This is a genomic window from Legionella clemsonensis (assembly GCF_002240035.1).
Classification (GTDB): Bacteria; Pseudomonadota; Gammaproteobacteria; order Legionellales; family Legionellaceae; genus Tatlockia; species Tatlockia clemsonensis.
Genome location: NZ_CP016397.1, coordinates 3062477 through 3082487, shown reverse-complemented (window position 1 = coordinate 3082487; position 20011 = coordinate 3062477). Strand labels below are relative to the sequence as shown.

The window sequence follows — 20011 nt, the reverse complement described above, 5'->3', positions numbered from 1 at the left end:
GAAATTGAATGGACGTACTCAATACAGCGCTTTTTCTTGAGGGTTTTCAATTTACTGAAGGTTTAAGATGGCATAACCATAACCTATGGTTCTGTGATTTATGGGGAAACGCAGTCTATTGTTTTTCTGAAAGAGGTCAGCTTATTGAAAAAATTTCTGTTGATACACCTGTCGGATTAGGATGGTTATCCGATAATAGTTTATTGATAACTTCTCTAAAAAGCAGGGCGTTGTTACACTATAAGCATGATAGCTTATCCGTTTATCAATCACTTGCGATAGCTGCACCAGGTTATTGTCATGATTTTGCTGTCTCTAAAGATGATGTCGTTTATTTAAGCGCTTCAGGTTTTTATCCTGCACATCAAGTAAAACCGGTGAAATCAAATATCTTAATGGTTCTTCCAGATGGTAAACTCAAGGTCGCTGCAAGGAATGTGGGCTATCCCAACGGTATTATAGTAACTCCAGATAACACGCATGTAATAGTCGCTGAAACCTTCGCTGCCACTGTTTCCTTATTTGATATTGATAAAAATCATACATTAGTAAATCAAAGACCATGGGTTAAATTTGATGATTTAGGCTTTCAGGTGAGCTTTGATGAAAATGGGGTTCCTGAAAATTTAAATCGCCATTACCCCGATGGTATTTCCTTTGATGCAAAACAAAATGCGGTCTGGGTAGCATCACCTGGGAAAAAAGAAGTTCTCTGTATCGATGCCAATGGTGATTGCCTAGCCCACATAAAAACGCTCTATTCTCCTTTTGATTGCACTCTTGGAGGAAAAAATAACGAGATCGTGTTCATTGCTTCTACTGATGGTAGCAGTAAAAATAATTCAGGCTATATTGAGAAAGCAACCTTAAATGCTCTATCTCTTCATTCCAGTTAAAAGCAAGGCTCCTTATTCTCTAAGTGATAAGCGTGAAGAAAATGTTGTAAATCTTCAGGTGTACCTAATCCCCACATTTTATCAACGACATAGGCTTTAAATTTCATGCCATCAGCAATGGCTTCATTATAAACGGGCGCAACGTAAAACTCGTTGTTCACGCGAATATTTTTCTCTATCATTTGCCTAGCATAGCGAACATAATCCTTGCCGCGCGCCCAATAATAAATCCCGACTGTTGCTTGATTTGAAATCACTTCTTTTTCACGCAACAGGGTTACATTATTATGCTCATCCAGGCGGATATAACTCCATTTTGGATGAGTACTTTCAAAGGTTAAAATGCCACCATCAATATTTGGTGAATTCATGGCATGAAAAAATGCGCCGCTTTCCCACTCGATGAATTGATCTGAATTGGCAATAAGCAGGGGAGCTTCATTATTAATGTATTCAGCAGCAAGTAAAGTACTACAGCAAGCTCCTTCAGTAACCTGATCAGTAATCACAATTTTGCAACCTGGTGCGATAATTTTTAGCATCGATTCCAAATTATAAGTTTCATAATGATCACGGCGAACGATAAAAATAAAATTCGCACGCACATTTAAATTTTCAATAACAAGCTGAATCATTGGCTTTTCATTAATGCTGATTAAGGGCTTGGGAAAGGTAAAACCTGCGTTGACAAAGCGGCTACCTGCGCCTGACATAGGGATTAATACGTTTAAGGATTCATCATGCCATTCTGCTGATTTCACATTGCGGTGCATGTCATGATAGATTTTTGAAATCGTGACTTCTGCCGGACTTTTTACCGCACATAAATTTGCTCCCGAAGAAATAGCGGCTGTACGACCCACATAAGAATCCTCAACAATCAATGTTTCTTTGGGCAAAACCTTTTCTTTAATCATTGCTAACCAATACATTTCAGGATGTGGTTTTGGTGAAATGACATCCTGATTTGATATAAAATAATCGACATACTTCATTAAATTCAGTTTAAGCAAAATGAGCTTAACTGTTTCACGAATAGAATTGGAGCAGACATAAATTTTTAATCCATCCGCTTTAAGTTGTTTAAAGAGCGCAATAATATGAGGATTGGGTTCAAGTAATTCATCAATAACTTCAAAAGTCAGTTTTTGTTTTTTTTCCCAAATGAGAGGATGCAAGTGTCGATCCAGACCACGCTGTTCTGAGAGTAAGTCTAATTTGCGCTGGGTGCTTAACCCATCAAAGAGTTGCAAATGCTCTTTGGGAGAAATCACATAGCGATTGTCTACTTCAGCCAATGCTCTGTTTAAAGCAACAAAATGATGCTCTCTTGAATCAACTAAAACTCCATCCAAATCAAAAATGATCAGTTTGATATTCATCCTTCTACCTCATCAAGTTCAGGTATTAATTCACGACAGTGTTTCATTTTGCGCTCCTGTTCAGGTGGCAAAGTCATATAGTCGCCATACAGTTGGGTTAAAATGGCTTCTGCTCTATTGGGAATCAAAAACTGGCCCGTTTCAAATGTCACGCGTTTTAAAGGATAAATATCATCACGAGTTACAAGATTAGTGTTAACACAATCATAACCATAACCTAGATAGGGGCTATCGCTAATTTTTGCTAGTTCAATAAGGTCTTGCAGCTTCGCTTCCAAATAAGTCTTCGGAATTAAACTCCCGATAGCAGCATAAATCCTTGCATGATGACCCATTTGCACAGAACTACATTTGTGGCTTAGTAAACGCAACAGCTTTTTGGCCAACCATTTATCGCGTTTACGCTGTTTTGAATCTATTGGCAGGGCATCATAAACGAAGACATCAATGAAAATGCCTTGCTGATAGGATTCACAACCTGTTTCATGAATTTCAATAAAACGACTCTTTCGATCTCTTATTTTTAATGGCACAGACAAATTAAAATAACCTGGATCGGTAGTGGCTGTTTGCAAATGCATATGAGGTGGAATTTCAGAAGGCGCAAGTTTTAAGAAAGCTTCATAGCTGTCTCGAGGCATGGAAATATCCAGGTCATCATCCCAGGGAATAAACCCTTGATGACGAATTGCTCCCAAAAGTGTTCCCCCTTCAAGCCAATAATCAAGTTGATGCTTCTGGCAAATCTTGTCAATTACCTTCAGCATGTCTACCATTTTTAATTGCGCTTGTCTTAACCTACCGTCACTTTGGGCGCGATGTATTAAATGACTATTTTCAGGATCTTGAGAAGCAGGTTGGGTCATAATCTTGTTGCCCTTGCTTATCATAATATTCCTTTAGCGATAAAAGATGGGAATTATAGCTTGAGTGGGCTATTTATAAAAGAATAGAGACAAATCTGTTGTCATTAAGAAATGAGGAGGTTAATTGCTTATTTTATATGCAAAAATGTTATACTAGTGACGCTTATGTCTACATTTTTACACAGTAAAATAAAAAGATAACGTAAATCCTGCTAAACTTTAAAAAATGGTGGAAGCTATCATGTTTAGATTATTTGAGAAAATAAACTCAAGAGAAGAGCAAGAGCAACTTATTTTTAAATTAAGTGATTCTATTGAGGTAACGTTACAGCCGGAAGATTCTCCCTATTACTCTCGCCTTTATCTTTTGAAAAATGGGGCAGCGATCGCTAATGCCTCCATTTCTTATGAGGATATGCAAAAGATTAGAAACTATTACAATCAAACTCAGCATACGCAACATACCAATGAAACTTTTTTGACGAAATTAGCGCAATTAAAATTAGATAATTTTATTCACATACTTAATGAACAAAAAGCCGAAGCCAGGGATAATTTAGGGTATTCCTCATAATAAATTGTTATTTTTCGATTGAGAGGCATGAGAAAGCTAAATTGACTATATTTATAGTAGGAATCTAGAGGCAGGATTAAATCATGCTAAGGCCAAAGAAACATCATATTGCCATTGTTGGTTCTGGGCCAATTGGGTTGTACGCTGCAATTCTTTTAAAAAAGAGGTATGGTGAGAATATTCATGTCACTGTTCTCGATTCACGTGCTAACAGTTATGAGAGACCAGGCATTATTGCCAAACAAGCGGTACAAATTATAAATTCTTCCTTTCAATCAAAGGGAATACCAGAAATTAGTGTACCGGATTCTCGCGGTGAGCCCGCAAATTCTGTTTTTATAGCAGATCTGCAGCGCGCGTTACTCGAGTCTGCAATCAACCATGGTGTTACTCTGATCCAGAGCTCATTTGCCGAACTGGAAAAAAATCAAATAAAAACAAAAGAAGGAGAAACACTTTCTTGCGATTTGCTCATTGATTGCAGCGGTGAGAGCCGAGCTGTTGCCAGATTTACTACTCAAAAATTTGGTGAAGACTCTACCTTTAGTATTCAAACGATTGCTGAAAACCCTCTCAAAAATCATTTTATTGCCTATGTTCACATGGATGAAGAAAATAGCAAGCGATGCAAAATACTGGATTTGAATAGTCAGGATCCGCTTGTTTATGCCAAGGCGATGGAGGATTTACGTGAAAAACATGGGTGGAAAGAATTTGCTGAACCCGAAATGGTGGTCTCAAAATGGACTAAAGAAGGCGAAGATGCCCGCTACTGTTTTTATTTTGAAATTCCTGAAAAAATTGCCCGAGAAGACATTAAAGTACAAGAAGCCTACTTGAAAGATTTGTTACTCTTAAAGACAGGACAATCTATTGTGTTTAAGAGAGAGGAGGGACGACTAAAATTTCTTCCCTTCGATGTTGATCCTAAATATGTACCTAATCCTGTTAATACTAAGAACTATGCCATTCCCGTGGTGGTATGTGGCGATGCATTAATGAGTCCTGAGTATCGTTTTGGTACAGGCGTTGCTAATGGAGTGCGCTGTGCTATTGAGCTTGTGGATGCTATTCGGGTAACGCCGTTGGAGCTGTCGATTCATGCAGGTCAATATAATACTGCAATCAGTCAAGTTATCCAGAGCCATCTTAAAGAGGTCACAAGCAGTTATCAGTTCAAAAGAAATGAATTGGCGAATAGGGATTTGCTGGAAGCCTTCAGCATGTATAAAAAGGGATTTATAAAGGCGAAGGAGACAGGTGGTGAACAGCTTGAGGATTTGGAAAAAATAGAGCGAGGATTAATTAGTCTAGCTGACCGATTAAAGAAATCTGCTGATGAAAAATTCCGTTCAGCCATAGAGAAAAAGAATAAGCAGCAGCATTTTAAGTCCGATATGAAGGAAGCAGAACTACTTTATAAATCTGCCCTGGAAATCTATGAGAATTATACTCCCAGTCATCAATCCTCATCTTTATTACATGCTGAAAAATCTAAAATCTATTCTAATCAGGCGAAAGTTTTTTTTCATACGGACAGAATAGAGGATGCTATAGAGCATGCTGAATTGGCATTAAAAATTGCTGTCCAATACGAAGTACCCACTATTATTAAAAATGCATCACTTGCGCTTGAGAACGCTTACAACAAAATGCTATCAGACCATAAGCAAAATTTCCCTAATGATAAGTGGCTTGAAAAAATTGAGCTTAATGAAAAAATTGCAAATATTGCTACCAAGTATCTTGAAAAAGATGCTAAACCCTATCTGGAAGAAATAGAAAAACTAAGACAAAAATTAAAAGAAGCGCAAGAAGCGATAAAAAAAGAAGTGTCTACTCTTAAAAAAGAGACAGAAATGAATGATTCACCGCTTGATTTGGGCAACCTTCTCTGAATCTAATTAATTTTACAATTCAGATTCTCCTCATGAGAAATTTAGTTATTTTGCCTCATAAACGCGTTTGAGAGTGGCAATATCAAATTTTTTCATGGTCAAGAATGCTTGTGTTATCTGATCCACTTGCTTCCGAGTGCCTTTTTGCATCATTTCCTCGAGAACTGTTGGTGAAATTTGCCATGAGAGGCCGTATTTGTCCTTTAGCCAGCCGCACTGTTCCGCTTCCGGTACTGCAGAGAGTTTCTCCCAATAATAATCAATTTCTTTCTGGGTTTCACAGTTCACCACAAAGGATATCGCTTCATTAAATGTAAAATCGTGAGTTTGAGCGTTGTCCATGGCAGCAAACCATTGTCCTGCAAGCATAAAGTCGGCAAACATGACTGTCCCCTCTTTATTGGATGTGTCCTTCGCGTTATAGCGAGCGATAATACCCTGCCTGGAGTTGTCGAAAATCGAGGTGTAGAAGTTAATCGCTTCTTCGGCTTTGCCACACATCTTGCCTGCAAACATGAGAGAGGGTGTAATAAATGATCGCTTTTCAGCATCGGAGTCTGAAAGAATCAGTTGCCAGGAAAGACCGAATTTGTCCTCAATCCAGCCATAACATTGGCTGAAAGGATATTCCTGAAGTGGCATGAGTGCTTTTCCTTCACAGCTCAACTCGCGCCATAGTTTATGGAGTTTTTCCTCTGCATCTCTTTCCTGCGAAGGATTGAAATTGATAAGCAATGAAATCGAAGGATTAAATTTAAAAAAAGGGCCCGCGCTAATTGCCATAAACGATTGCTTGGAAAGTTCAAAAGAAACAACATCACAATCTCCTGATGGCGTGTCGTGAAGGGTGGTGACATTGGTAATCCTGGAGTCAGGAAATAAGGAAATATAAAACTCGACAGCCTCCTTTGCTTCCTTGTCAAACCATAAATGAGGGGTTATTTTTTGCATGATCTAAACTCCTTTCAATTCAACGGCAAGCCTTTAAATCTTTTGCCAAATAATATCCTCTTTTGATTACACAGAATATTACCGTTCATCACAAGGTCTATTTTTTAGTGAATGCAAAAAAATTTTTATTTGTTATTATAAAGGACTTGTTTGGTTAAATGGCATACATGTATGACTGACGTTATCCCATAAGAAATCATGCAATGTATGTTGAACAGAGTTCTTTTGCTGGCATGGACAGAAGTCAAGGCTTTGGCGAGCTTCTTGATAGTATCCCTACAAAAGTCATTATTAGTGATTTGGAAAAAACATTAAGAGAGTATGAGCACGAATTGGGATTAAAATTGAATATCAAGAAATCAAAGACTTTAATGAACTAAAAGAGCAGTATCCAGATACCAACTACTTTGTAGGCAGTGGAGGTTTGCGGGGTATTATTCATCCTCAAGTTTTTAATGCTGAGAATCAAGTGAATGAGACGTTGCGCTATGCTGTTGAAGTGAAATACAAAGTCTCTGGGGCAACACGCTCACTCAATAAAGTGACAGAGCTGCCAGGCGTTCTTGCTCATACCAAACATCTTGTCTCTGAGTATGTAGGTCGATTAAAAGAGGGGCTTACACCTGTTTCCCTAAGGATTTTTATTGATGAATCCGCTTATGAAACCATGAGGCATGCTACCTTCAAGTCATCTTATACTTTGGCAGATAAAGATAAAATTCCAGCTGATTTATACAAGACTATTGCAACTTATTTAAAAGCAAGAGAATATCTCGCCGGTGAGAAAATCGATGAGGGTAGTTTAAAAATTTCTACCATCACCTTATCCATTTATGCGAGTAAAGATTTTTATAGAGAAGTGGATGGGAAGGTTTTTTTTCAACTCGGAGAAGAAGGCTTTGCCTGTCCTTTTTATCGAAGTTTTAATGACAATGCATCATGCATTCCCTTTTTCAGTAAGGCGATGAAAGCATTGTTTGAACACAACAATGTGGAGTCGAATAAAATTGCGTCCAGCTCATTTTTTAGTGTTTCTGCTGTCGAAGAAACGCCTCTGGAATATATCAGCCTAGTGTGCAACGATTAGTGAACAGTGAAATAAGAGTGATTCATTCCTTGAATTTTGGCATTAAAATGCTTGAAACCTCAGTTGCTTCCTCACAATCGATACCTAAACTCTCAGGTGCTAAATTGAACTTAAAAAAAGGAGGCAAAGTCTTCCTGGATGAGGTAAAAAGAGAGAAAGACAATGAAGGGCCCTCTTCGTCCACCTGTATTCTAATATAAAAACATAGATTTTAATCAGAGCGGCGAGATGAAATAAGGTCAAAAAACTTCCAGTCCGTTATCCTTTAAGCAACATCGTCGTTTGAAGTATAACGGCGTGTAGCACTAAGCACTCCTGATTATTTAGTCAGGCTAAGACTAGTGGCCAGATACAAAGTCTTTAGAATTTTATCCTGCTTGGAGTCAAAAACAATCTGAACAACAACACGTATTTTCTACGTATATTAAATAAATTATTTATAAGTTATCTTCTATTCTTTTCATTTTTGGCGATGAATGTGAAATCAATAGGTGTTTATCTGGGGGCGAAATTTGGTAACTCGACGCTCTTTAAAGAGGTTGTGATTCAATTAGGAAATCAAATAGCTCATTCGAATATACGTTTGGTTTATGGAGGTTCAAGCTTAGGTTTAATGGGACTACTAGCAACGAGTGTCACGAATTTAGGAGGAAAGGTAACAGGAGTCATCCCTGAAAATCTTATTGCCTTAGAAAAACCATTAGCATCGCTAGATGAACTTGTTATCACCAAAACGATGCAAGAAAGGAAAATGCTGATGCAGCAAAAAGCAGATGCATTTATTGTAATGCCCGGTGGTTTAGGCACTCTAGAAGAAGCTTTTGATACCTGGAATGCTATTAAAATAGGTGTTTTTAATAAGCCTTTTGGATTTCTAAATATTAATGGATATTTTGATGGTTTGTTTTCTTTTATAGCCAATGCTGAAAAGCACGGTTTTGTATCTAACACTCAAGCACAAATACCTATAATTAATGCCTGCCCATTATTATTACTATCTGAACTGTTAACAGGCTGTTCATTGGAATCAGAAACTCGTTAAAAAATAGGAAATTAGATATGAGAGGTCTAAATTTAGAAAAGCACTTTTCTTTGACCAGCAGTAAGCTTATTCAGCAAATCTGCGATCCTATATTGAATCCGATTGGTATTACTTATTTTAATTATCTCAAGATCTATCACAATGACTGCTCAAGAGAGCTTCTTACAAATAATGCTGATTGGATCGATCATTTTTATAAAAATGCCTTATACGATACTGTAGGAGCAATTGATATTGAACATCTTCTACCCAAAGGATATTTTTTATGGTCTGAAATGGATGAAAAGTCTCCTGTTTACTTACAAGGTAGAGATTTTTTCAATATTGATCATGGAATAAGCTTTGTCATTAAACGGACTGATGTAACTTATCTTTATATCTTTGGTGCTAATCGTGAAATCATGAAATTAATAATTTTTACGCTGGAAATATCGATCTCCTACAACGATTTATTCACTTTTTTACTGATCGAGCACAAGAGATTTTGAAAGCAGCTGAAGAAAATAAAATATACCTCCCTTCACCTCAAAAAATAAATACTGAGCGGGTAAACAATATTGTGTTATCTAATCAAGTAAGAAAAGAGTTTATTGAGAGCACCAAAATTAATAGATATTTTATTTTAAACGAGTCGGATGATCTTTATTTAACTCAACGACAGGCAGAATGCGCAAAGCTATTTGCAAATTTCAAAAACAATAGGAATATCGCATAGGACAATCGAAGGATACCTTCTCGACATAAAACAAAAACTTCAAGACGGCGTAGGTAGAATATTAAATAAAGATCAATTGATTCAAATTTTGAAAGGTTCAAATATACAATAACTTTGATCTAAGCGTATTTTTTACAGGTCGAAAAATAAAATCAATTAACTAAAATGGCTAATTATCTAATTAGGTTATTTTAGGAGTAGTTAAATGAGTTGTGCATTAGAGTTTCCAGAATTATCCGTTAAAATTGATTTCTGTAGTGTAGGGAACAAACAAAAAATTTTAATTGATGTTTTAACAAAATATAGTGAAATGGATATTAATAGACTTGCCTCAGTGTTAGATGTATCTACAGAAATGCTAAACGATATTTGCGAAGGAGATAGCTTCTTAGTTGGAAAAAAAGCTGATTGTTTAGCTCAATTATTTTTGATATTTTTTGGAAAACATTTTTTTCGCAAATGTACCTTAATTCGCAATTTTAGAGATTAATCTGAATGAGAGAAAATTGACACTGTAATCATTTTGTGTAATTGCCATAGTTTAAACAAAATCAATTAACTGCTCTTCAAACTCAATTATAAAGCGGTTTAAAGGCAGCTTTCCAATTTCTAATGGGCATAGTCCATTTTTTGGAAGCGTCCATTATAGCAAGATAAACCACTTTTTTAGCAGAGTCATCAGAAGGAAACAGCTTTCTTTTTTTAGTGGCCTTCCGGATGACGCTGTTTAAGGACCAATGGCATTGGTTGTATAGATAGCCTTTCGAATATCTTCTGGGTAATTGAATAAGGTATTGAGGTTATGCCAATGACTCTGCCAAGAGCGGCTTATCTGAGGGTATTTATCATCCCAGCGTTCAGCGCATCAAAGGGGTCACATCAAAGGGGTCAGATCTTGCTTTTTGCCTCTATCCTTAAAAGACAGCGAGCCAGGGGTTTCATTCTTGAAATTTTCTTTCAAAGGAATTAATAAGTTCAGGATTAGCGATGGTAAGATCTTCGCATTGAGTTTGCTGGTGGGCTCTATCACCTACCAGTCGAGGGAATAGAAAAGAAGCGATATATTTATCAGATGAAAACAGAAAAAACTTTAGTAGAATTATAAACAACATTATATGCAATAGGCAAAAGGCAAGCTCTGACCCTCTATTTGCTTCTGATAGCTCATTGCAATCGGAAGCAATCCCTTCTATATAGTTAAAAATGGATTTGAACAGCTATACTCTTTATTAAGGGGGTATCATGCCTAAACATAAAAAGAGGAAATCAAATCACAATATCATGTTTATTTTGCAAAGAACGTTTCTGGGGATTGGTTATTAAAAAATAATCGGTTGATGGAATTCAAAGAGGCTAAAAAACCTTTATCCAAAAAAGAATATCTCAAAGTGCTTGGTCACGGTTCTTTGATTGCCCTTGGAGGTTTTCTTGCGATTCATCCCGAAAGCTTTAAACACCAGCTGCTTGCAGGAGGACGCACAGCGGGAATTGACTGAAGCTATCTCTAAATTGAAAAGAAGAGCAAAGGGAAAAGTTTACACTTCACGGGAAAAAATTCAGTGAACCTGTTTGGAATGCCACAGAAAAACTTAAAGAGGAAGATGGTAACATTCGAGATGGAAAGAGTTTTCATATTGAAAGGCCTTCATCTGCAGAAAAATCACTTCAAAACCTATTTAAACACCAAGACGAAGTTAATAGTTGATGTTCCCGTCCCTCCTTTCCCCTGGAGGTAGATTTCTCAGGAGATGGGCTTCTTTCATCTGAAGCAGGAGAATCCTCAGCGACAAGTTTGGCAGTATATGAAGACTTAGGAGAGCCAGGCAGTTCGGATTCAGCAAGAAAAGACCACTCCCAAGCGGTGCAGAATTTGATGAGGGGGAATTAGAGGAAGACTCTAAATTATTGACCACGGAATTTAAATCAAAGTTGCAAGAGATTGAGCGCCTTGAAAAGGAAACGAAAGGAGAAGAGAATGAACCAGTGAGAGGAATAAGACCCGATTAACTTCTATACAATAATGCTATAGGTGTACTATTGTATTTTGAAATTACAATTATTATCCTTAATGGCAAATAGAAAAGCAAAGTGAATTTTATGGATCATGAGTTTCTTTTTTTTGCCAGGGCAACCTCTGAGTGTAACTCTTTTGCCAAACTTCCGAACGAAAGTCTGACTCATATCATTAATGTTTTAAGTGATCTAGAAGATTTGGCTACTCTGGCTCAAGTCGATACCCGTTTTAATAGCCTAATAAGTAATCAACGAATTCCTTTGGCCAAATGCAAATATTCAGGGCAACGGCTTGATGAAATAGTAAAGTTTAAAGAGGAAAAGTTATTTTTTGGACAACTGACTAGACAATTAAGGATTATGCATTGTGAAAGAAAGCTAAATAAACTTAATAATAGCTCCTACCAACTTAATGCCATTGCTCTCACGACTGTAAGCGCCGCAGCATTAGGGGCAGTACTTAAAAATGGCTATCCTACAGACGGCCTAATGGTTTTAGGAGCACAGATAAGCGGCATGGTAGCAGGCCTCTTTTCTTATTATGTTTCTGTTGATACACAATCCTTCTCTATGTCTCTAGGCTTGTTTACCTCTCTGGCAGGATATGCTGGTGCTTCTAAATTACTAACGCGATTTATACCTCCGAATGTGGTAGGGGGGGCTACGGTTGGTTCTTTAATTGCGATCGTAATGGGAGGGTTTAGGTTATTAGATATCCAAAAGGAAATTGATGAAACTGAAGAGCATCTAATTGAATTGAAAAAAAACTAGTTTACTAGATAAAAAATTTTCTTAAGAAGGAGTCGTTTATTGAATTAAATCAAGAGATATTTCGCTGTAACTGATTTGTAGTATAAATGTATTTATCAGTGGCAAGTATTTGAACTTCTAGCAAAAATCTTAATATTGGCCATTTACTGGCGCTCAATGAACTACATTACTTCTTGCTTTGGTGATGTTCACGCAATTTTTTATCAAAATTATACTGAGAGAGAGAATAGACAGCCCATAAAGCCGCAGGTATCCATCCGATTAGCGTGATTTGCAAAATTAAGCATATTATCCCTGCCAGGGGTCTTCCTATGGTAAAAAAAACGAGAAACGGCAAAAAGATAGCTAAAAGAAGTCGCATGGATGTTCTCACATAATTAACATTATCTTAAATAATAAGTATGCTGAAGAGGTTAATCAAATGGAAAATCCGCCTACAAAACTATTTCCTTGCAATCTTTAGAGTTGCTATAGTTAACGTGCATTCCAAAAGGGAATAGTACTAAGAAGTTTTTTCTCTATCCTAATTTTACTCAATTCAATAGTCTATTCTATTTATCGTTTGAGTGAAAAATGAACAATCAATTACATCAAGCCGCTTATGAAGGCGATATTGTAAAAATTCGGCATTTAATCTTAAATTTTGGCTATAACCCTAACCAATTGCATTCTGTAGATAACACCACCCCTTTAATGGCTGCCGCAAAAGGAGGACATCTTGAAGCAATGAAAGCATTGGTGCAATTAGGTGCTGATATACACTACAAGCCTCACACTACACCTTCTTTATGGTCTTGGGCAGCCAGTTCAACTAACTGGCGTTCGATTGCTGACTATTTAATGTCAGCAGATGTGCAATTTTTCCCGAGTGAGTCAGACAATCAAGGATTACCCTTATTATGGTTTTTGGTTGCGAAAAAATTTTGGCCCGCTGTGCAAAAAGCGTTGTTATTTTTTAATTTAGATATTAACGCAGCGCCTAGAGAAGGCGATCACAAAGGAAAGACTATTGCCTGGCTTATTGCTACAAACAGACAATGTATTTTATTTGATTTCATTTTGCACAAATACCCAGACATAAATATCGATGCCTGTCCTGCTCAGGGTGAGAATAAAGGGATGTCCATACTTTGGGTTATGGCTTTTTATCGAGAATGGGCGATTCTTAAAAAATTAATTCATAGGTTTCCTCATGCCAATATCAATGCTGCAGCTGAAATAGGTCCTAATAAAGGCACTACTGCGTTTTGGATTGCAGCACAAAACAATCAATGGGAATTAGTTAAAGAAATCATTACTAAGTTTCCTCAGGTAAATATGAATGCCAATCCCGAGGAAGGACGTTGGCGAGGAATGACTGTCCTTTGGTTGGCAGCAAAAGATAAACAGTGGGCGCTAATTAAAGAAATAATTGAGAAATTTCCTCAGGCAAATATTGATGACTATCCCGCAGATATAAGACATAGAGGTATATCTGTATTGCGGTTGGCTATAGCAGATAACCAATGGGAGTTGGTTGAGACTATGTTGACCAATTCTCTTCAAACGAATAGTGATGCTCCCTATGAATTGGTGCTGCAATATAGTGATACATTACGGATACTTGCACGTGAGGGGCGATTGGATTTAGCGCTTTTAATCCTTGAGTCGCGAAAATTTTTTAATATTAGCATGGAGCTACTGACATCAACGCAATACGACTGTCTCACTTTTCCATCCTTTCTTCAATGGGCATTTCAAAATAATAATAAAGTTCTTATAGAAAAAGTAGTTTTAAATTGTCTAGTGAGAGGCCTTTTAGAGTTTAATCACAAAAGATTACTCACTCGAAAAGGGCTGGATTTGTTGTTAAAGCGTCAAGAAGAAGAGTTGCTCGGAAAATTATTCAATAAGCAAACAGCTACTTCGGAGGCTCAGCAATCAGCAAAAAATGTATTTCATCAATCTTCTATGAGTATTTTAAATTTATTTGATTCTCTGGAATGTATATGGAACCTATCCTCTCTAAGCTACTTTAATATATATTCAATGCCTGATGAGATACGTTTCCATATATCTCAAATTTTTACTGCGAGCTTATTACCATTAAAGCTTAACAATAGCCTTATGAATGAGCTTCTTAACTTTTTTATTGAGAGCCATATAAAAAATGAACGTTTGAAACAAGAAGTTTTGGAAGAAAAACGTCAATTTTGTTTTCGTTTAGCGACACTTGCATTTCGTAAATGGCGCCACGAACATATGAATTTTTTTTACGAGGAAAAAAATAGAGAAATTCTTCGTATAAAAACGAAGGATTACCACAACATGATTTATGATGGCCTATGTAAAATTTTAGTTCAGGCAAATGAAGAAATTACTTTTGACCATTACAGGAAATTTTTGGAAAATTACAGGAATGCTATAAATTCTTCAACCGTGCAAAAACATATTATTGATGCGATTGCCCAACTTGAGCTGAAAGATTTTAAGCCATCGATATTAGAAAAAATAATTGCTCAGGCTTTTAACCATTTTGTAAAAGAGAGCAAATTGTCACAAAGCAGAAGCCAAAATAAGCCATCAACGCCATTGCTCTTGGGCAAAAGAAAAGCCATAGCAGACGTTAAAGGAAAAGAGCGCGAGGAGACATCAAATTCATTCTCGGAGAGTAACCTTCCGCAGAAAAAGAGAAAGTACTTCTATAGCGAGAATCAGTCAAGACATCAGAAAGAACAAACGCTTGGCAAAAGAACGATAAGGGAAGAAGTTGAATCAGAAGAAAATCATTCATTAATGAATTCTTTTAGCCAATAACCTGGAGAAGAGATATGTTTTTTGCATCACCGAAAATCAATCGTATTAGCAAACACTTAGAAAGTACGCTAGCTGCAATCTGCCAAGATCAATGGGCTTATTATTTGACGGTTATAGGCTCCGCCGCCTCAATTCAATATCGAGATCATTTACAGGCACCAGTTGATAAAGAAGCAATTTTTAATACCTATGCCATTTTTCGTGAGAAGGAGCATTTTTCTTGGCGTGTACCCATGGATGATATGAATGAAATTTATTATTACAAAGTACTTAATGCACAAAAACAGTATGAGTTCTATAGTGAGCTTTTAAGCAAAGCACGATTTATAAACGAAGAATTACAAAAAAAAGAGCCTGATTGTGAGCTCATTATAAACACCGCACGAGACATCGAACGGAGTAAAATGACAGTTCCGTCTGTTTTTAGTGGGGAGCCCATCGATATTAATGTGGGTATGTCGCTTGGAGGAAATATATTTGTTGATTTTTTTGCTGGGTTGGGGGGATTAATTTATGCCCCTATCATGGGTTTTGTAGGCATATTATGCATTACCCCCTATTGCCTGGGTTACTCGGGCTATTGTGGAAGTCCAACATTTTTTCTAGATACGGCAAATTACTTATGTAACTCGGCATTTCAAGCCATGCGCTCTGTAGTATTCCCAGTGGCCATGATGTATTCGGCTTATACGACTAATTCCTACAATCCTTTTACGAAAGGGGAGGTGAAGCGCTCTGTAGAGGGTATTATTTCCCTAGTTGAGGATTTACAAAAGCAAGCTGAGCTATGTGAACTTACAGTTTAACTTCTTTGAAGTGCTTCAAATGATAGAACCTTATGTCGTTGGAGCACAAGTTATCTACGTAATGGGGACATAATCATTTAGTCACTGACAAAGGGTACTTACATCAAGCGCGAAATAAGCAGCTCTGACACAGCACGCACCTGGCTTAAACTGAGGAATCATGAAATTGATTGCCTCATAATACTCATCTTTAACGGTTTTTGTTTAACGACAGAGGCATGTTTAGTGCATCTCTGTCGGCTAGGTGCATCGGTAGCGGTAAATAATCTAAATGCTCCCCACCAATTTCGACAGGCCTTATGATTATAAGTTTGTTTAACTAATTATTAATAATAGAATTTGAGCCGATAATTGATTGCTTGGAAAGACGGACAAAATCCCATAGGAAGGCGAAATTTTTTTGCCAAAGAGACAGAAAAGACATCGTATCTTTTTGTTTTATCTCATTATTTGCTGCGGAAACAACCTCGGATGCTTCTTCTAGAGAGTCCATAAAATTAGCGGAGATTTTCTCAAAAGCTGCATAATAATCGGAATCGCTAAGCGTTTTGCCAACAGCAAACAAATAGTGATTTTTAGAACTTACTTTTTCAAGAATAAATTGCTTAAATGATATATTTTGCTCGCCTTGCAGAAGTGATTTGTCTGTGCAATTGAAGTCCATTAAAGCTATTTTTGCCTTTTTTTGATTGGTGGTTTCACTTAAGACTATTCCTAGATTAGCATCACTAAGATCGGTTAAATTTAAAACCACGCTTAGAATTAATAATCCTGCTGTTGCTATCTGATCGACACGAAAAATTGCTTCGCTTTTTTTAAAAAAACCTTGATGAATGGTATCTATGTCAAAATCACTATGTGATAAGTTATCAATATCTTGATAACTATAGCTTTTACCTGGCTTTTTTGAGTAATTCATATCTGTCGACAACAAATAGGCATAGTCACTGGTAAAAGCAAGCCTTACATCTGGAGTCCGTACCCCACATTTTTTTGCCAGTGTAAAAATAACAAAATCAATTAACTCATTATTATTGAAATCATGTGGGTCATAGCGTTTTACAAAGGTTTTTCTAAAATTTTTATCAATGAGAATGACACCGGCCTGATTACCTTTTTCCTTAGGCATCCAAATTTCTTCTGAAATTAAGTGGTGTTTAAGTAAATCGTTAAAACAAGCTTCCGAAATTGATGCACCATTACTTTGTGTTTGTCGGCCTCTTTTCATTAAAGTATCTATTAACGGTCTAAGTGGTCAAAATATTAACATTTAAATCAAAAATTATCAACAAGAAGAGGATTAGATTTTTTTATAATGTCCTGAGGCCTTCTTCAAGGATAGAAAGTCCAATTTCCAAATCATTTACCTCAGTAGAAAGGGGCATAAGAAGGCGGATTACATTTCCGTATCCTCCGCAGCCAAGAATTACCAGTCCATGTTCTAGGCAAAATTTTGTTAATTTATCCACCGCTTCTTTATTGGGTATCTTCGTGCTTTTATCGTTCACCAGTTCTATCGCCTGCATAACACCCAAACCACGAAAATCACCCACTATGGTATATTTTTCTTTAAAACTAGAAAGCTTGGAGTGAAGGACTTTTGAAAGGTTAGCGACATTTTTCAAAAGTTTTCCTTCTTCAAAGATTTTAAATACTTCAAGCGCTGCTGCACAACTTAAGGGGTTTCCTCCAAAGGTTCCGCCCAACCCACCTACCATTGCAGCATCCATCATTTCCGCTTTCCCTGTGACAGCAGCGATCACTGTTCCACCACCGAGCCCCTTTGCTGAGGTCGTAAGGTCAGGATCCACCCCCATGGTCTTCATGGCAAATAGATTTCCAGTACGTCCAAAACCAGATTGAATTTCATCTGCAATAAAAACAATGTGGTTTGTCGTACAAAACTCACGAAGTTTTTGTAAAAAGGGGACTGGGAAGGGTATGAATCCTCCTTCCCCTAACACGGGCTCTAAAATCACTGCTGCAGTATTTTCAACGCCTACGCGAAAATTAACCAGTTCAGAAAAATCATCGAAACACTCTTCTACACAATTTTTTCCCTGCCAACGATACTCATACGGGAGGGGAGCACGATGAACTTCTGAAAGAAAGGGCCCAAAGCCATGCTTGTAGGGTTTATTCTTTGCTGTCAGTGTCATAGCCATGTAGGTGCGACCATGGTAAGCATGATCAAAACAAATCACTGCTTGCTTTCCAGTGTAAGCACGAGCAATCTTAATCGCATTTTCTACAGCTTCCGCTCCAGAATTCAACAAGATTGATTTTTTTTCAAAACGGCCAGGGGTGTGATAGTTTAATTTTTCACACACTCTAATATAGCCTTCATAGGGGAGAATATTAAAACTTGTGTGAATGAATTTTTCGGCTTGTGCATGGATAGCATTGACTACCGCATGGGGACAGTGTCCTATATTCATCACGCCAATTCCAGAAGAGAAATCCAAGAAGACATTGCCATCGACATCCTCTATAAACGAACCTTTTGTTCGTTCCACAAAGATGGGAGTCGTGTGAAATGGTCCTCGCGCAACGTGTTTATAACGCTCCTCCATCAATTTTTTTGATTTGGGTCCTGGTATGGGTGTTTTAATAGTAATTCGATCCATTAGTACCACCCAATTGGTGCATCATCTAGATTAATATTCACTTGCTTGATTTCAAGATAGCTTTCGATTCCATATAAACCTAACTCACGACCTGATCCACTTTGTTTGTATCCACCCCAAGGCATTTCATTATGAGTGGGGTGGTAGTGGTTTACCCAAAGAATTCCGGCACGAATTTGAGAGGTCACGCGATGAGCACGTGTAAGGTTCTTAGTCCATACAGCGGCTGCTAATCCATACTCAGTATCGTTTGCAATTTGAATGGCTTCTTCTTCCGTGTCAAAAGGGATGACTGCGAGTACTGGACCAAAAATTTCTTCTCGAGCGATTCGCATGGTGGACGTTACCTCATCAAAAATAGTTGGTTCAAAAAAATATCCTTTTTCAAACGCTTCCCCTTTAGGGCGTTTTCCGCCGCAGATTAATTTCGCACCTTCATCTATCCCTATCTTAATATAATTTTCTACTTTTTCGAGGTGAGTGCGTGAAACCAGTGGCCCCATTTTTACGCCTTGATCTAAACCATGGCCTAGCTTGATATATGGAATTTTTTCCAACATTCCTTTAACTATTTTTTGGTGAATAGAACGCTCAACAATCAAGCGCGAACCAGCAGAGCATACCTCGCCTTGATTGGCAAAAGCGCCAAAAAGAGCGCCATCAATTGCCATCTCCAAATCACAGTCCGCAAAGACAATATTTGGATTTTTTCCGCCTAGTTCTAGTGATATTCGTTTCAAATTTCCCGTAGCGGCTTGCATTATTTTTTTCCCAGTAACTGTTCCACCAGTAAATGCAACTTTATCCACCATCGAGTTAGTTGATAATTCTTCACCTACTTCTACACCAGGACCAGTAACAAGATTCACTACACCTGCGGGAAATTCACATTGATCAATCAATTTGAATAACTCAAGCGCCGTTATCGGTGTCAGTTCTGAAGGCTTTAATATGAGGGTATTTCCTGCTGCAAGTGCTGGAGCAAGTTTCCAGGCTGCCATAAGGAGTGGGAAATTCCAGGGAATAATTTGTCCGCACACACCAATTGGCTCACGTACCACATAACTAAAAGAGTTCGCTGGAACCGACATTGTTTCGCCATGAATTTTAGTAGCGAGGCCGGCGTAAAATTCAAAACAATTGGCTGCATCGACCACATCATATTCTGCTTCTGTCAACGGTTTTCCACAGTTTCGTGTTTCAAGCTCTGCTAAGGTTTTTGCATTGGCACGAATCAACTCTGCGACTTTGAACAATAATTTACTTCTGTCTAGTGCGGATATTTTTCTCCACTCACCCTGATCAAAAGCCTTTCGCGCAGCCTTGATCGCCGCCACAACATCTTCTTTGCCACTTTCTGGAACGGTTGCAATCAATTTGCCATTACCGGGATCAATAATGTCGCGAGTAGCCCCGCTTTTGGCTGAAGTAAATTTTCCATCAATATACATTTCATAACGTTTCATTATTAAATCCCTTTTTATTGAGTGCGATGAAGTTAATCTGGGTAATTTAAACTGTAAATCCTTAGCCTGTTAGTGGTTTGTTTCCATCAACTATATTATAGAAAACTAAAGTAATAAACGC

The 20011-nt window shown here is 37.5% G+C and carries 20 protein-coding genes and 1 pseudogene; 13 read left to right on the top strand and 8 right to left on the bottom strand.

Features of this window, described 5'->3' with window-relative positions; genetic code table 11:
• Nucleotides 1-8: 8 nt before the first annotated feature.
• Nucleotides 9-896 (top strand): SMP-30/gluconolactonase/LRE family protein, encoded by an 888-nt coding sequence (locus clem_RS13775; protein ID WP_094092070.1) that lies wholly within the window; start codon nucleotides 9-11, stop codon nucleotides 894-896.
• On the opposite strand, the gene clem_RS13770 is transcribed toward clem_RS13775, so the two are convergent.
• Together clem_RS13770 and clem_RS13765 are read right to left on the bottom strand one after the other, a co-directional pair.
• Nucleotides 893-2278: an HAD-IA family hydrolase gene (locus clem_RS13770; protein WP_094092069.1), complete on the bottom strand. Its 1386-nt coding sequence runs from the start codon at nucleotides 2276-2278 to the stop codon at nucleotides 893-895. The two genes, clem_RS13775 and clem_RS13770, sit on opposite strands and share 4 nt — an antisense overlap.
• Nucleotides 2275-3168, bottom strand: a complete 894-nt coding sequence (locus tag clem_RS13765; protein ID WP_232505500.1) for a LicD family protein — start codon at nucleotides 3166-3168, stop codon at nucleotides 2275-2277. Before clem_RS13765 ends, clem_RS13770 begins: the two co-directional genes overlap by 4 nt.
• A 217-nt stretch (nucleotides 3169-3385) precedes the next feature.
• Between clem_RS13765 and clem_RS13760 the strand changes: the two genes are divergently transcribed.
• Complete coding sequence (locus clem_RS13760) at nucleotides 3386-3718, top strand: hypothetical protein (protein WP_094092068.1); 333 nt, start codon at nucleotides 3386-3388, stop codon at nucleotides 3716-3718.
• A gap of 83 nt (nucleotides 3719-3801) precedes the next feature.
• Entirely contained in the window at nucleotides 3802-5616 is a 1815-nt protein-coding gene (locus tag clem_RS13755; RefSeq protein ID WP_094092067.1) for an NAD(P)-binding protein, read from the top strand.
• Between the two features lie 45 nt (nucleotides 5617-5661).
• Here clem_RS13755 and clem_RS13750 read toward each other — a convergent pair whose 3' ends face one another.
• Nucleotides 5662-6567 carry a VOC family protein gene (locus clem_RS13750; protein WP_094092066.1) on the bottom strand — a complete coding sequence of 302 codons (906 nt, stop codon included), beginning with the start codon at nucleotides 6565-6567 and terminating at the stop codon, nucleotides 5662-5664.
• A gap of 203 nt (nucleotides 6568-6770) precedes the next feature.
• Between clem_RS13750 and clem_RS15230 the strand changes: the two genes are divergently transcribed.
• The 6 genes from clem_RS15230 (at nucleotide 6771) to clem_RS13720 (ending at nucleotide 9901) form a co-directional block, all read left to right on the top strand.
• Nucleotides 6771-6947 (top strand): hypothetical protein, encoded by a 177-nt coding sequence (locus clem_RS15230; protein ID WP_232505499.1) that lies wholly within the window; start codon nucleotides 6771-6773, stop codon nucleotides 6945-6947.
• A 44-nt stretch (nucleotides 6948-6991) separates the two neighbouring features.
• Nucleotides 6992-7654 carry a hypothetical protein gene (locus tag clem_RS15225; RefSeq protein ID WP_232505498.1) on the top strand — a complete coding sequence of 221 codons (663 nt, stop codon included), beginning with the start codon at nucleotides 6992-6994 and terminating at the stop codon, nucleotides 7652-7654.
• A gap of 478 nt (nucleotides 7655-8132) precedes the next feature.
• On the top strand, nucleotides 8133-8696 hold the full coding sequence (locus clem_RS13735) for an LOG family protein (RefSeq protein ID WP_408606871.1): 564 nt from the start codon (nucleotides 8133-8135) through the stop codon (nucleotides 8694-8696).
• A 17-nt stretch (nucleotides 8697-8713) separates the two neighbouring features.
• Complete coding sequence (locus tag clem_RS13730; RefSeq protein WP_094092064.1) at nucleotides 8714-9184, top strand: hypothetical protein; 471 nt, start codon at nucleotides 8714-8716, stop codon at nucleotides 9182-9184.
• The gene (locus clem_RS13725) at nucleotides 9181-9411 is read left to right on the top strand and encodes a hypothetical protein (protein ID WP_094092063.1); all 231 of its coding nucleotides are present in this window, start codon (nucleotides 9181-9183) and stop codon (nucleotides 9409-9411) included. Before clem_RS13730 ends, clem_RS13725 begins: the two co-directional genes overlap by 4 nt.
• 205 nt (nucleotides 9412-9616) lie before the next feature.
• The gene (locus clem_RS13720; RefSeq protein WP_094092062.1) at nucleotides 9617-9901 is read left to right on the top strand and encodes a hypothetical protein; all 285 of its coding nucleotides are present in this window, start codon (nucleotides 9617-9619) and stop codon (nucleotides 9899-9901) included.
• Between the two features lie 51 nt (nucleotides 9902-9952).
• Here the strand turns inward: clem_RS13720 and clem_RS13715 are convergent.
• A pseudogene (locus tag clem_RS13715) lies at nucleotides 9953-10270 on the bottom strand (transposase); the annotation flags it as partial.
• Between the two features lie 478 nt (nucleotides 10271-10748).
• On the opposite strand from clem_RS13715, the gene clem_RS14930 reads away from it, so the two are divergent.
• Entirely contained in the window at nucleotides 10749-10907 is a 159-nt protein-coding gene (locus tag clem_RS14930; RefSeq protein WP_157698257.1) for a hypothetical protein, read from the top strand.
• 601 nt (nucleotides 10908-11508) lie between these two features.
• Entirely contained in the window at nucleotides 11509-12195 is a 687-nt protein-coding gene (locus tag clem_RS13710; protein WP_094092061.1) for an F-box protein, read from the top strand.
• A gap of 166 nt (nucleotides 12196-12361) precedes the next feature.
• Here clem_RS13710 and clem_RS13705 read toward each other — a convergent pair whose 3' ends face one another.
• Entirely contained in the window at nucleotides 12362-12556 is a 195-nt protein-coding gene (locus clem_RS13705; RefSeq protein WP_094092060.1) for a YqaE/Pmp3 family membrane protein, read from the bottom strand.
• A gap of 212 nt (nucleotides 12557-12768) precedes the next feature.
• Between clem_RS13705 and clem_RS13700 the strand changes: the two genes are divergently transcribed.
• Together clem_RS13700 and clem_RS13695 are read left to right on the top strand one after the other, a co-directional pair.
• Entirely contained in the window at nucleotides 12769-14991 is a 2223-nt protein-coding gene (locus clem_RS13700; RefSeq protein ID WP_094092059.1) for an ankyrin repeat domain-containing protein, read from the top strand.
• Nucleotides 14992-15005: 14 nt separating this feature from the next.
• The gene (locus clem_RS13695) at nucleotides 15006-15797 is read left to right on the top strand and encodes a hypothetical protein (protein ID WP_094092058.1); all 792 of its coding nucleotides are present in this window, start codon (nucleotides 15006-15008) and stop codon (nucleotides 15795-15797) included.
• Nucleotides 15798-16116: 319 nt separating this feature from the next.
• Here clem_RS13695 and clem_RS13690 read toward each other — a convergent pair whose 3' ends face one another.
• From clem_RS13690 to clem_RS13680, 3 genes are all read right to left on the bottom strand, one after another.
• Complete coding sequence (locus clem_RS13690) at nucleotides 16117-17025, bottom strand: hypothetical protein (RefSeq protein ID WP_094092057.1); 909 nt, start codon at nucleotides 17023-17025, stop codon at nucleotides 16117-16119.
• 82 nt (nucleotides 17026-17107) lie between these two features.
• The gene (locus clem_RS13685) at nucleotides 17108-18424 is read right to left on the bottom strand and encodes an aspartate aminotransferase family protein (RefSeq protein ID WP_094092056.1); all 1317 of its coding nucleotides are present in this window, start codon (nucleotides 18422-18424) and stop codon (nucleotides 17108-17110) included.
• A complete protein-coding gene (locus tag clem_RS13680) occupies nucleotides 18424-19890 on the bottom strand; it encodes an aldehyde dehydrogenase family protein (RefSeq protein ID WP_094092055.1) in 1467 nt (488 codons plus the stop codon). Before clem_RS13680 ends, clem_RS13685 begins: the two co-directional genes overlap by 1 nt.
• Between the last annotated feature and the right edge of the window lie 121 nt (nucleotides 19891-20011).